Annotated in this window: 12 protein-coding genes; 5 read left to right on the forward strand and 7 right to left on the reverse strand. The window is 60.8% G+C overall.

Annotation, left to right across the window (positions count from 1 at the left end; all coding sequences use genetic code 11):
• Positions 1–126: 126 nt before the first annotated feature.
• Both FN060_RS08995 and FN060_RS09000 read left to right on the forward strand, forming a co-directional pair.
• Positions 127–1,128 carry a glycine betaine ABC transporter substrate-binding protein gene (locus FN060_RS08995; RefSeq protein WP_142587745.1) on the forward strand — a complete coding sequence of 334 codons (1,002 nt, stop codon included), beginning with the start codon at positions 127–129 and terminating at the stop codon, positions 1,126–1,128.
• 202 nt (positions 1,129–1,330) lie between these two features.
• Entirely contained in the window at positions 1,331–1,681 is a 351-nt protein-coding gene (locus tag FN060_RS09000) for a hypothetical protein (protein ID WP_142587746.1), read from the forward strand.
• Between the two features lie 77 nt (positions 1,682–1,758).
• On the opposite strand, the gene FN060_RS09005 is transcribed toward FN060_RS09000, so the two are convergent.
• Both FN060_RS09005 and FN060_RS09010 read right to left on the reverse strand, forming a co-directional pair.
• Positions 1,759–1,887, reverse strand: coding sequence for an entericidin domain-containing protein (locus FN060_RS09005; RefSeq protein ID WP_244665787.1), 129 nt, complete (start codon positions 1,885–1,887; stop codon positions 1,759–1,761).
• Between the two features lie 152 nt (positions 1,888–2,039).
• Positions 2,040–2,936 carry a LysR substrate-binding domain-containing protein gene (locus tag FN060_RS09010; protein ID WP_142587748.1) on the reverse strand — a complete coding sequence of 299 codons (897 nt, stop codon included), beginning with the start codon at positions 2,934–2,936 and terminating at the stop codon, positions 2,040–2,042.
• 202 nt (positions 2,937–3,138) lie between these two features.
• On the opposite strand from FN060_RS09010, the gene FN060_RS09015 reads away from it, so the two are divergent.
• Together FN060_RS09015 and FN060_RS09020 are read left to right on the forward strand one after the other, a co-directional pair.
• A complete protein-coding gene (locus tag FN060_RS09015) occupies positions 3,139–3,360 on the forward strand; it encodes a hypothetical protein (RefSeq protein ID WP_142587749.1) in 222 nt (73 codons plus the stop codon).
• Between the two features lie 179 nt (positions 3,361–3,539).
• Positions 3,540–4,559, forward strand: coding sequence for a GlxA family transcriptional regulator (locus FN060_RS09020; RefSeq protein WP_183949694.1), 1,020 nt, complete (start codon positions 3,540–3,542; stop codon positions 4,557–4,559).
• A 43-nt stretch (positions 4,560–4,602) separates the two neighbouring features.
• On the opposite strand, the gene FN060_RS09025 is transcribed toward FN060_RS09020, so the two are convergent.
• The 3 genes from FN060_RS09025 to FN060_RS09035 form a co-directional block, all read right to left on the reverse strand.
• Positions 4,603–5,439 carry a response regulator gene (locus tag FN060_RS09025; RefSeq protein WP_142587751.1) on the reverse strand — a complete coding sequence of 279 codons (837 nt, stop codon included), beginning with the start codon at positions 5,437–5,439 and terminating at the stop codon, positions 4,603–4,605.
• A gap of 145 nt (positions 5,440–5,584) precedes the next feature.
• Positions 5,585–8,098 carry a GcvT family protein gene (locus FN060_RS09030; RefSeq protein WP_142587752.1) on the reverse strand — a complete coding sequence of 838 codons (2,514 nt, stop codon included), beginning with the start codon at positions 8,096–8,098 and terminating at the stop codon, positions 5,585–5,587.
• 128 nt (positions 8,099–8,226) lie between these two features.
• The gene (locus tag FN060_RS09035) at positions 8,227–10,620 is read right to left on the reverse strand and encodes a mechanosensitive ion channel family protein (protein ID WP_142587753.1); all 2,394 of its coding nucleotides are present in this window, start codon (positions 10,618–10,620) and stop codon (positions 8,227–8,229) included.
• Between the two features lie 199 nt (positions 10,621–10,819).
• Here FN060_RS09035 and FN060_RS09040 point away from each other — a divergent pair, with 199 nt between their 5' ends.
• Positions 10,820–11,071, forward strand: a complete 252-nt coding sequence (locus FN060_RS09040) for a GlsB/YeaQ/YmgE family stress response membrane protein (protein ID WP_052638585.1) — start codon at positions 10,820–10,822, stop codon at positions 11,069–11,071.
• Between the two features lie 16 nt (positions 11,072–11,087).
• Here the strand turns inward: FN060_RS09040 and FN060_RS09045 are convergent, their stop codons facing one another.
• A complete protein-coding gene (locus FN060_RS09045; RefSeq protein ID WP_142587754.1) occupies positions 11,088–11,630 on the reverse strand; it encodes a DUF924 family protein in 543 nt (180 codons plus the stop codon).
• Between the two features lie 10 nt (positions 11,631–11,640).
• A complete protein-coding gene (locus FN060_RS09050) occupies positions 11,641–12,132 on the reverse strand; it encodes a heme-degrading domain-containing protein (RefSeq protein ID WP_183949673.1) in 492 nt (163 codons plus the stop codon).
• Position 12,133 lies beyond the last annotated feature (1 nt).

A 12,133-nucleotide genomic window follows, 5' to 3' on the forward strand; every position in this document is an offset into this window, starting at 1 on the left:
GCAATAAGCGGTTGATTTCAACCGGGCAAACCCTAGTCTGAAGGATGGTTACAGAGAACGCCGCTCCCCCTGGAGACAGTGCAGCCGAAGACGGCAAGTGCGGCCCGAAAATCGAGACGTTTGTAGATGAACAGGCTACCAGTCTATCTCGGCGCACTCCTGGCGGCGATCTTGATCAGGGTCGGGGCTGCAGAGGCCGCATGCGGAGACATCAGCATCGCCGAGATGAATTGGGGTTCGGCCGCCGTGGCCGCGCATATCGACGAAATCATCCTCGAACACGGCTACGACTGCGAGGTCACGCTCGTACCCGGAGATACAATACCGACGTTCACGTCGATGCTCACAAAGGCGCAACCCGATATGGCGCCGGAATTCTGGATCAATGCCGTGCGCGCGCCCCTGGCCAAAGCGATTGGAGAGAACCGGCTGCTGCTGGGAGCGGAGATACTCCAGGAGGGAGCGGTCGAAGGTTGGTGGGTCCCGGCATTTATCATCGAAGCACACCCGGAGATACGGACCGTCGACGATGCTCTGGTGCGGCCGGACCTCTTCCCCTCTCCCCGCTCCCCCGGCAGGGCAGCAATCCAGAGTTGTCCCGACGACTGGAGTTGTCAGGCAACAACCCGCAACCTGTTCCGCGCATTCGGCGCAGCGGACAAGGGATTTGAATTGCTCGAACCCGCCACTGCAGAGGCTCTGGATGCCTCCATCGCCAGCGCGTTCGAAACAAAGACGGGCTGGCTAGGCTACTACTGGGCGCCGACTGCCGCGCTCGGTAAATATCCCATGGCTCGGCTTTCCTTCGGGGTCACGCACAACCAGGTGGAGTGGGAAAACTGTACCGCCGTCCCTGGCTGCGCGAGCCCACAGAGAAACTCCTATCCCACCTCTCAGGCATTCACCCTGGTGACACAGGAATTCACCGAGAAGGCCGCCCCCGCAATGGACTACATCCGGACCCGGCAATGGTCGAATGCCACGATCAACGGCATCCTCGCATGGCAGGAGGAGAATCGAGCCAGCAACCGGAAGACCGCGGAGCATTTTCTGAAGACCCATGAGGAAGTCTGGTCCAAATGGGTGCTCCCGCTCGTGCAGGAGCGGGTCAGGACCGCACTTCAATAGCGCTTCGCCAGCACTGGCGCAGTGCGCGTACCGACCCGAATGCTGACCGAAGCTGCGGGGTCGGGGCCTCCACGAACTGAAATCACAGCCGACTCGCACTCATCGCTTGCCCTTGAATTCGCCTGCGGCTCGCGTGGAAAGCTTCGCATCAGTATTACATAATAGCACGAGGAAGGATACCAGAAGCCCTGAGGATATGAGAATGAGCAAGATCGCCCCGATCGCCAATCGCGACATGGTCGCCGACAGCCTCTCCGGCCTGACCGATGAGAACCGTTCCTGGCTCGGGCTGCTGATGGAGAACCCGACCTCGGACGATATCCTGCTCGATGGGCTGCACCTCTATCTCGATCACCAGACAGAGGCGCGCTTCCTCAATTCCCTGAAGATTAGGCAATGCGGGGAGTGGCTCGGGCACGCAGCGCCGGCTCGCCTGCAGGTAAAGCTGATGGAGGCCGCACGGTCGAGCCAGCATCCGGCATATGCGGCCTTTCGCGAAGGGCTTATTGAGTCAGGCGGGCTTGAGCGCGCCTATCCGGCGGCGAAGATCTGATAACCGGCGCAGCAAACGCAAAAAGCCGGCGCTCGGCCGGCTTTCCACTTGCATGATGGGATGTGTACGGCTGACGCTCAGCGCGCGGCGCGATCTACGCTGCGGCCTGCATCCTGCGTCGCATCAACGGCGTTGGCGGTATCCTGTCCTACGCCGCGAATCGTGTTGCCACAGGAACTCAGGGCAGCGGCTGTGAAAACGAGCATGGCGATGGCGGTTGCTTTTCTGGGCGTCATTCTCGAAGTCCTCCGATGGTTGCGGTCGTGCAAGGCAAAATGACCTTCCGCCACACGAACGCCTCAATCGGGAAAAAGTTCAATGTCTCCTCGAACGTACCTGTAGTTCATGACCGCTTGGGTCAGGCAGCGGCACGCGTGATCTGGCCGTAGAAGTCCCTGATGCTCTCCGCGACTGCCCGGGCGGGCACGGAAAGTTGTGGGCGCGTCAGCAGCCGGACGTCGAAGCTGAAAAGATCCGGCAAGCCTTCCTGCTGTCCGAGCACGACCATCTCATCGGAGACATAGGATCGTGGGAACGGTGCGATCGCGAGATCGGAGAGGACTGCTGCACGCTGCGCCATGGTGTGAGCGCTGGCATAGGCGATCCGATAGGCCCGCTTGTGCTTCTCAAGCTGTCCGATCGCCTCCTGCCGCCAGCAGCACCCCTCCTCCCATACCGATATAGGCAAAGGATCGCGCAAGTGAGCGTTACCACATTTCGCGCCGGCCCAGACGAGACGTTCCGTGTGGATGATGTCGCCAACGCCCGGAAAGGAACGCGGAGTGCAGTTGAACAAGGCAAGGTCGAGCCTCTGCTCCTCGACCCGCTTCCGAAGCGCTGAACTCATATCGACCGTGACGTCCACCATGATCCCGGGGAACTGTTCGGCAAAGTCCTTCAGAATGCGCGGAAGCAGACGCTCGGCAATATCGTCAGGCGCCCCCAGGCGCACCACGCCCGCCAGTTCCGGCATGACGAAACGGGAAACGGCCTCGTTGGACAGGGCCAACATTCGCCGCGCATAGGAAAGCAGTACCTCGCCGTGCTGCGTGAGAGACACGGATCGGGCGTCGCGCAGGAACAATGTCGTCCTCAGCTGCTCCTCGAGCTTCTTGATCTGCATGGACACGGCCGAAGGCGTTCTGAGGACTACCTCGGCCGCCGTCGAGAAATTCCCGGTTTCAGCAATCGCGACGAAGGTGCGCAAGACGTCGTTATCAAGCAACGGAAGCGGTGGGCGGAAGGGAGCAGCCATGGCATCCTCATCAAATAAACTGAATTTAAGCACAATATCATTTCGTTTGATTGAACGTCAATCACGTCCCATGCTCTCTCCTACAGAAACAAACTGCATGAGTAATTGACCACAACATTTCATGGATGCCATTCGCGACATCAGATTGATTGATGCGTCTCGCGTGCCATCCTGAAGACGATCCGCCAAAGGAGTAGATACCATGTCAACTCTCTCGCCCTTGAACGGCAGCTCCGGCGGCCGTATCCGCCGCCTGACCCGCCCCCTCGCCCGCCTCAGCTCCCAACTGCAACATGAATGGAGGCAGCGCCGGACGGAGCGTGTGCTGAATGGCCTGCCGGCAGAAATCCGCAAGGACATTGGCTGGCCGACCGGCGATCCTCTCGCATCGGACCTTCGCCATCCGGAGAATCCGTCACGGTGATTCCGCTGGTGCGGCCTCCACGAATGCTTCTGCTCAACTAGCAGCAGGACCGACCGAATCTACCGTGAGAACAAAAAGCTGGGGCCCCAAAGGGCCCCACTTCCCGACCGCGATTTTCCGTGCCACTCTCGGATCCTTAATCAGGCATTCGCAATCGACGGACACCGTGCATGAGCGTGATCAACGATCTTCGAGGAACAAGAAGAACTCTCGTCTTCTTCCTCGTTCCGGAGTTCACCTTGCTTCCATTCTCCGCCGCGGTTGAGACGCTGCGGATTGCCAATCGCATGCTTGGCTACCGCGCATATGATTGGCGCCTCTGTTCCGCCAATGGGGAAAAGGTCACCTGTTCCGCCGGAATCGGCATGGAGGTCGACACCTCGATCGCACAAGAGCGGAAATATCTCGGGGACGAGAAGCGCCCCAACATGGTGCTGGTGTGCTCCGGCATCGACGTCGAGGCCTATGACAACAGAAGCGTGAATGCCTGGCTTCGGGAAACCCATAACCGCGGGGTCGCGCTCGGCAGCCTTTGTACCGGCGCGCACATTCTCGCACAGGCTGGGCTTCTCGAGGGGCGCCGTTGCGCCATCCACTGGGAAAACCTCCCCGGCTTCGCCGAAGCCTTCCCGCAGGCGGAGGTCTATGCCGACCTCTATGAGATAGACGGAAACATCTATACCTGCGCGGGCGGAACCGCATCCCTCGACATGATGCTCACCCTGATTGGCGAGGATTTCGGCGAGAACCTCGTCAGCCGGATTTGCGAGCAGCAATTGACCGATCGCGTCCGAAGCCCGCACGATCGTCAGCGGTTGCCGTTGCGCGCGAGGCTCGGTGTACAGAACGCCAAGGTACTTTCAATCATCGAGCTGATGGAGAGCCATCTCGCGGAGCCCCTGTCGCTCGTTGAGATTGCGGAGGAGGCAGATCTCTCCCGGCGGCAGGTCGAGCGCCTGTTCCGCCAGGAAATGGGCCGCTCCCCCGCCCGCTACTATCTGGAGATCAGGCTCGACAGGGCGCGCCACCTCCTCGTGCAGTCCGCCCTGCCGGTGGTCGAGGTAGCGGTCGCCTGCGGGTTCGTTTCGGCGTCGCACTTTTCGAAATGCTACCGTGAGGTCTACGGTCGCTCGCCGCAGCAGGAGCGCGCCGGGCGCAAGCTGACCTTGGCATCGCAAAAGCCCAGCGTGGCGGCATAGCCGCGCTACCCGCCTCCGCCGAGACTTGCAGTTACCGCAGGCACTAGGCGGCGGCAGGCTGCCGTTCATTCTTCAATGCACGGATCTGGATCAGCGTGTCCAGGTTCTGGTTGATCCGGCAGTAGAATTCCTCGTCGATGAACGGTCTCAGCATGAAGTCGTTACCGCCCGCTTTCAGGAAGCGCGCCGACAGCAGTCTATTGGATGAGGAGGACACACCGATGATGCGCAATTCGTGCGAGCCGCGGGCGGAACGAATGCGGCGCGTAAGCTCGAAACCATCGATGTCCGGCATATTATAGTCCGTGACCACCAGACCGATATCCGGATTGCTCTTCAGGATCTCGAGTGCCTTGGCGCCACTTTCTGCGGTGCTGACCCGGAAATTGTACCGCTTCAGACGGCTGGTCAGCAGGGCGCGAGCCGTCGGGCTGTCGTCGACGATCAGCACATGGTGGCGATGGTTCGTGAGAAAGCGGGCGACAGATTCCGCCAGCATGTCCACCGCAAAGACATTGTCCTTGATAATGTAGTCGACAATTTCCTTCGAGAGCAGCTGATCGCGCGTCCCTTCGTGGAAGGTGCCGGTGAAGACGATCGTCGGAACGCTGAGATCAATCAGATATTCCAGCGCCTCGCCGTTCTCCGCCCCGGGCAGGTTGATGTTGGAGATCGCGAGCGTCACCGGAGATGTCGAGCGGTCGTAGGCAAGCTGGAGCTCTTCGAAATTCCGGCAGATCTCGACCTCGATCCCGAACAACTCTTTGAGCCGCGTCCCGATCATGGACGTGAAGACGTTCGAATCCTCGGCAAGCAGGATGCGCGAGTTCGCCAGAGATTGGCCGGAATACTGCATCCCGGAAATGCCAAGGAAAGTCATGTTGCCCCTTCAGTCGTTGCTGTCCCCACTTGGCAAAACCTACCAAAGCTCGTTTGCAGAAGCGTTAATTCCTGTGGCTAACTTGTTGCTGAAGAACGAAAAGACGGCCGAAGCCGCGTCCTTGGTAAAGGTCCTGTTACTGTGCTTAGGCCCGGAGTGCAGCATTGTCCGCATCATACGGGCTTTCCGGCACGACGGTCGCGTCGTAGAGGTCCCCGAGGATTTTGATCTTCAGCCGCGTGCCGACCTCGCTCTGCCCCGGCTTCACCATGGCGAGCGCCAGAGATTTGCCTACCCGCCAGCCGTATCCGCCGCTGGTGGCCCGACCGACCAGTTCCCCTGCCTCGTCGTATATCGCTTCCGAGCCACGGGCGTCGACGTCGCTGTTGCCCTCGACGACCAGCGTTACGAGGTTCCACCGCAGACCCTTTTCCTTGTAGGCGAGCATCGCGTCGCGACCGATGAAGGGCTTTTCGGGGCGGATGAACCGGTCGAGCGCCGATTCATAGGCGTTGTATTCGATCGACAGCTCACGCCCCATGTTGCGGTAGGATTTCTCCACGGCCATGGCGCTCATGGCGCGGATGCCGAACGGCTTGATGCCGAACTCCGCACCCGCCTCCATCAGCCGGTCGAAGATGTAGGCCTGCATCTCGATCGGATGGTGCAACTCCCATCCGAGTTCACCGACGAAATTGACGCGAAGTGCATGGGCCGTGGCGATACCGACCGAGATCTGCTTTGCAGTCAGCCACGGGAAATCCTTGTTCTCAAGGCTAGTGCGCGTGAGCTTCTTTAGTACGTCCCGAGACTTCGGGCCGGCAAGCACGAGCACCCCGTAGTTCTGCGTTATGGGCTGCAGATGGACCGAGCCATCGGTCGGCGCCAGCCGCTGCAGCAGGTCGTGGTCGTGCGCTTCGAGTCCCCCGGCGGAGACAAGGTAGAAGCGGTTTGGCGCCCATTCATAGACCGTGAATTCCGCCCGTACCCCGCCGGCCGGGGTGAGGACGTGGCAAAGCGCGATCCGGCCACGCTTCTTCGGGATTGCGTTGGCGAGGATCGAGTCCAGCCAGACCCGAGCGCCGGGTCCGGAAACTTCCATCTTGGCGAAGGGCGACATGTCCAGGACGCCCACATTCCCGTGGACGTTCTGCACCTCGTTACCCACGTGTTCGAAGTAGTTCGAGCGGCGGAAGGACCACTTCTCCACGATCCGTCCGTCGTCCAAGGGCGGCGCGTGATTGTGGCTGGTGATGACATCTGCGCCGACACCCAATTGGTCTTTGGGCACCTCGTAGCCTTCCGGCGCGTACCAGTTCGCGCGCTCCCAGCCGTACACGGAGCCGAATACGCCGCCGAGCTTCTTCAGCCGGTCGTAGATCGGCGTCGACTTCAGCGGACGTGCCGCGGCACGCTCCTCATCCGGATAGTGCATGGTGAAGACGTTGGCATAGGCCTCCTCGTTCTTGGCAATGAGGTAGCCTTCCGTCGCATAAGGTCCGAAGCGCCTGGGATCGACGCCCATCAGGTCGACGGTCGAATCGCCGTCCACGATCCATTCGGCGAGCTGCCATCCGGCCCCACCCGCGGCGGTGATGCCGAAGGAGTGGCCCTCATTCAGCCAGAAGTTCTTGAGACCGGGAGCCGGGCCGACGATCGGGTTGCCGTCAGGCGTATAGGCGATGGCGCCGTTGTAGACCTTCTTGATGCCGACCTCCCCGAAGGCAGGCACGCGGACGATGGCCGCCTCGATGTGTGGCATCAGCCGGTCCAGATCCTCCTGGAAAAGCTCGTATTCGCTCTCCGCCGAGGGACCATCGACGTAGCAGACCGGCGCACCGACCTCATAAGGGCCGAGGATCAGTCCGCCGGCTTCCTCGCGCATGTACCAGGCACTGTCCGACTCACGCAGGACACCCATCTCCGGCAGGCCCTGGCGCCGGCGCTCCTGGATCGCCGGATGGGGCTCCGTGACGATGTACTGGTGCTCGACGGGAATGACAGGGATATTGATGCCGACCATCTCGCCGGTCTTGCGGGCGAAGCTTCCGGTACAGGAGATGACGTGCTCTGCGGTGATCTCGCCCTTGTCGGTCGTCACCTTCCACATACCGTCCTGCTGCTGCTCGATCGCAGTGACGGCGGTGTGCCGGTAGATCGTCGCGCCGCGGTCGCGGGCTCCCTTCGCCAGCGCCTGGGTGAGGTCAGCCGGCTGGATATAACCATCATCCGGATGCTGGATGGCGCCGAGCAGGCCGTCCGTCTCGCAAAGCGGCCACACCTCCTTCACCTGTTCGGGCGTCAGGATGTTGACCCTGACACCGATCGTCTCCGCAATGCCGGCATAGTACATATACTCGTCCCAGCGATCCCTGGTGCGGGCGAGCCGGATGTTCGAGACTTTGGCAAAACCGACATTCATGCCGGTCTCCGCCTGGAGTTCCTCGTAAAACCGGACAGAATACTTGTGAAGCTGGCCGACCGAATAGGACAGGTTGAAAAGCGGCAGCAGACCGGCGGCGTGCCAGGTAGAACCGGATGTCAGCTCCTTGCGCTCGATCAGGACGCTGTCACTCCACCCCTTCTTCGCCAGATGATAGAGCGTCGAAACACCGACAACTCCGCCCCCGATGACAACGGCACGCGCATTCGCCTTCATTCACTCGCCCCTCGCGTTGATCGTCTTTCCCGACAAGACGATGCATGACCTCGGCCGCAAGAACTATGCAGTTCCCGCCACAAGACCAAACGCCTGATTACGACATACGAAAAGCTTGCCGCGACGGCTCACACGCCGGCGCCACCCTCCACGGTTCCGTCTTCCTCCTTCCCCGACCCCTCCCTGTTTCGACCCGGGCGCGGCAGGATCATGATGTCCTGGCGGGCATACGGGATTTCGATCCCCTCCACTTCGAAACGCTTCAGGATTTCGATGCGCACTTCAGCCCGGATGCGGATCCCGTCGGAATAGTCCGCGAGGCAAAAGCGCAGTTCGAAGTCGAGCGAGGACGCACCGAACGCGAGGAAATCGACATGGGGCTCGGGATTGCGAAGCACTTCGGGTACCGCCCGGGCGATCTCCAGCAGGATCGCGATCACCTTCTCCGGGTCCGTCCCATAGGCGACGGAAACTGGAATTTCTGACCGCTGCACGCGGTTTCGGTGTGTCCAATTGCCGACGGGCGCGTTGATCAGGTCCGAGTTCGGAACAATGATCGACTGTTTTCGGAAGGTCTCGATCTCCGTCGCCCGTACTGAAATGCGTTTGACGATGCCTTCGGTCGTCCCGGTAACGACATGGTCTCCGACCTTGAACGGACGTTCGACGAGCAGAATCAGGCCGGAGACGAAATTCGAGACGACATTCTGCAGACCGAAACCGATGCCGACCGAAAGCGCCGAGGCCACAAGCGCAAGGCTGGAAAGATCGATGCCGGCGGCCGACACGCCGAGGATGACCGCAATCCCGATACCGAGATAGCCGATGCCGGTCTTGACCGAATTTCGCACGCCCGTGTCGACATGGCTGCGTGCAAGAACGTGACTGTCGATCCACTTCTGAACCCATTTGGTGGCAAGGTAGCCCAAGCCGAACAGCAGGATCCCGCCCAGGATTCCCACAATCGAGATGGAGATATTGCCGATCGTGATCCGGGTGAAGAAGCGATAGATCCAGGCCTCGATGTCGGTGACCTGAAAACCCCAGGTCAGCAGGATGAGGGGTATGCCGAGAAGAAGAGCGATGGCGTAGACCAGAAGGCCGGCAGCAAGCCCAATCTGGTCCAGCGCGACTTCGCCCAACTGGAACCGCCTCGCAAGTCGCTCGCCCAGCCCCGTGCGCGCGAACGCGCCCTCCTTGCCGACCGCCTTGCCCGACAGGATGCCAATGTAGGTGGTGACGAGAACCGCCCCGGTCAGCACGATCTGCGTGGCAACGAAACGCGCAAGTCCCGCATAACCTGCCATGACCGTCAGGATGAGCAGTACCCCCATGACCCGCAACAGGACCGCCAGCCACCGTGGCCAGCCGCGTCCAGGCAGAGCCGGATCCTCATGCAGAACCGGACGTGCAAACGACAGGGCGAGGAGGATGAGGCCGATCACCAGCGAGGCGACGACGCTCTTTGCGATTGTCAGTTCCAGGGGTGAATTCAGTACCTCGCTGACCACCCCAAGCAGATAGTCGAGGCCGTTGACGACAGCCATCGCGACGATGGCTGAAACCAGCAGATGGGCTCCTCGATCCGTGACCCGCACAAGCCGCCAGTGGGGATAGCGCGGTGAGAGCACGGCATCGGCCAACTGCCAGATGAAATAAACGAACCAAATGAAGCCGAACGCCGCCCCGATGATGGGAGCAACATCCCTTCGCATCACATTGAAGCCATCCAGAAAGAGATAGGATGCAACAAGAAAGGCCGTCAACGAAAGCGTCCTCGTCACGGTCGTCCAGAATGCGAGCGAAAGCCGCTTGATATAGGTCGGCTGCTCCAGCGAGGGATCCCGCGCAATGAGCCTCGCGAAAAGGCGCCGTCCGCCCCAGAGGAAAACGAGGGCCGCCCCAAGCGAGAGGAAGATAGCGACCAGCAGCGGCAGTTTCTTGAACTTCCATGCGAAGCTCAACCAACTCCCTACGGTGTTGCCGAGGTCGCGCATCTCGAGCACGAATGCCTTGCCAGCCTCGCCGAAGAGCGCCGGCGAAAGCTCCGTCCGCTTGAACAACGTCTCGGTGAAGAGATCACGCCGCAATGTCGAAATGCTGCTAGTCGCCTGGTTGGCATTGGTTTTGAGGTTGGCGGCATCATCAATGATCACCGTCAGTTCCGCGCGCTCGGTCGTCAGGCGATTGCGCTCGTCGGTCACCGCCTCGGCTTCGGCGGGTTGTCCTGCCGCGGGCGCCTCACCCAGGTCTGCCAACCGCGCCTGTATCTGCGAAAGGCGCGTCTCCAGATCCGCCGAGGCGCCTTCCAGTTCCGTAGCTACCTCGTCCGCCTGGACGCGCAGTTCCGCGAGCTTCAGGTCATCGATCGGCGTCTGCTCCAGACGCTGGCGGATGTCGATCAGCCTCTGGCGCGCGGCTTCCAGCCTCTCCGCCATCTCGTCGTTGATGGAATCGGCCGTGACTTCGGGTGCTGCCGGCTGCTGCGCATGCGCCTTGCCCACTGGAACAGCAGAGAGCATCAGTGCCGCGATCAATGTGAGCGGGAGGAGCCCGATGCCGAAAGAGAAAGAAGAAGTACGACGCAGCTTCAACGGAGGTCACCGGATCATGGATTCGTTTGGCGGCAATCTAGGTTCCGCGGCGAACAAAGGAAAGGCGACGGGAACCTTGGAACCTTTTCTCGCGTTACCAACGCCAACCACCACAGGAGGGTAAGGCATGGAAGACGCAGGTATCGGCTGGATCGCGGCCATCATCATCGGGGGTATCGCCGGCTGGCTGGCCGAGCAGTTCATGAAGAGCAATATGGGCATCTTGATGAACATCCTGCTCGGCATCGTCGGCGCCATCATTGCCAACGCCTTGCTTGGCCTTCTCGGCATCAGCCTTGGCGGCTGGATCGGCTATCTCATCGCCGGCTTCATCGGTGCATGTATCCTGATCTGGGTCGGTCGGATGATCCGACGCTAGAAGCAGCCAGTCTCGTCTAGAAACCGGCGCCGGGCTTCGACAGATAATCGAGCTCGGCGCTGTTTGATTCGCGACCCAGCAGCGCGTTCCTGTGGGGGAAGCGTCCAAACTCCCTGATCACGGCAAGATGCCGCTCGGCATAATCCAGATACTCAGGATCGCCGAGTTTGCGGAATAATTCGACCGACAGCTCCTGTTCCGCGAGGCTCTCCGAATGCTCGAAGGGAAGGTAGAAGAAGGCTCGCCTTTCCTCTGACACTCCCATATCGGCTCCGGCCTCGAGAGCCAGCCGAGCCTCCCGCATAGCTATCCAGTCTGCCGCGAACGCCAGCGGAGTGCCGCGATAGATGTTGCGTGAAAACTGATCGAGAACGATGATTCCAGCCAGCCGCTGGTCAGGCGAGCCCCGCCACTCCGTCACCTCGCCTCGTGCCAGATCCAGGTGCGTCCGGCCAAATCGCGCCGATATTTCGGCGTCGACCTCGGCGGACACCTGGAACCACTCTTTGCGCGTCAATTCCTCGAACCAGAACTGCAGAACGGTGTGCGGCGCTTCCATCTCGTCTCCTTCAGGTCAGTCGTAGAGCGTCGTGGTCCTGGTCGAGCATGCGGCACAAAGCTTCAACGACCAGATTGTGATCTTCCCGCTGCGGCAATCCCGAAACGGTGACGGCGCCGATGCAACCCGTGCCCTTCAAGGTGACCGGGAAACTGCCGCCATGCGTCGCGTAGTCCGCGGATGGGAGTCCATATTTCGCTTCGATGGTGGTGCCTTGCTGGGAAAGCGCCAACCCGACGGCATAGCTCGACCGGAAGAAGCGCAGGGTGACAGCCCGCTTTCGCCGTACCCACGAGGCGTTGTCAGCTGTCGTGCCTGTCAGGGCGCAGTAGAAGACAGGCATGGAATGAAGATGAATATCGACCACCACGCCCGCACCTCGCTCCCGGGCAATGTCCCGCAGCAAGGAGCCAAGCCTCCAGGCCATGTCTCCATCGAACTGCGGGAAGGCAAGCGCACGCTCCTGCTCCAGTATCTTCTCCAGGTCTTTTTCTTCACTCATT

It is taken from the genome of Pseudorhizobium halotolerans (genome assembly GCF_902153235.2).
GTDB lineage: Bacteria > Pseudomonadota > Alphaproteobacteria > Rhizobiales > Rhizobiaceae > Neorhizobium > Neorhizobium flavum.

Bases quoted from the DNA above. Each gene is read 5' to 3' on its own strand.
- FN060_RS09010 (WP_142587748.1), bottom strand. From the start codon at position 2,936: ATGGCTGCTCCCTTCCGCCCACCGCTTCCGTTGCTTGATAACGACGTC.
- FN060_RS09030 (WP_142587752.1), bottom strand. From the start codon at position 8,098: ATGAAGGCGAATGCGCGTGCCGTTGTCATCGGGGGCGGAGTTGTCGGT.
- FN060_RS09015 (WP_142587749.1), top strand. From the start codon at position 3,139: ATGTCAACTCTCTCGCCCTTGAACGGCAGCTCCGGCGGCCGTATCCGC.
- FN060_RS09050 (WP_183949673.1), bottom strand. From the start codon at position 12,132: ATGAGTGAAGAAAAAGACCTGGAGAAGATACTGGAGCAGGAGCGTGCG.
- FN060_RS09035 (WP_142587753.1), bottom strand. From the start codon at position 10,620: ATGCTCTCTGCTGTTCCAGTGGGCAAGGCGCATGCGCAGCAGCCGGCA.
- FN060_RS08995 (WP_142587745.1), top strand. From the start codon at position 127: ATGAACAGGCTACCAGTCTATCTCGGCGCACTCCTGGCGGCGATCTTG.
- FN060_RS09000 (WP_142587746.1), top strand. From the start codon at position 1,331: ATGAGCAAGATCGCCCCGATCGCCAATCGCGACATGGTCGCCGACAGC.
- FN060_RS09040 (WP_052638585.1), top strand. From the start codon at position 10,820: ATGGAAGACGCAGGTATCGGCTGGATCGCGGCCATCATCATCGGGGGT.
- FN060_RS09005 (WP_244665787.1), bottom strand. From the start codon at position 1,887: ATGCTCGTTTTCACAGCCGCTGCCCTGAGTTCCTGTGGCAACACGATT.
- FN060_RS09025 (WP_142587751.1), bottom strand. From the start codon at position 5,439: ATGACTTTCCTTGGCATTTCCGGGATGCAGTATTCCGGCCAATCTCTG.
- FN060_RS09045 (WP_142587754.1), bottom strand. From the start codon at position 11,630: ATGGAAGCGCCGCACACCGTTCTGCAGTTCTGGTTCGAGGAATTGACG.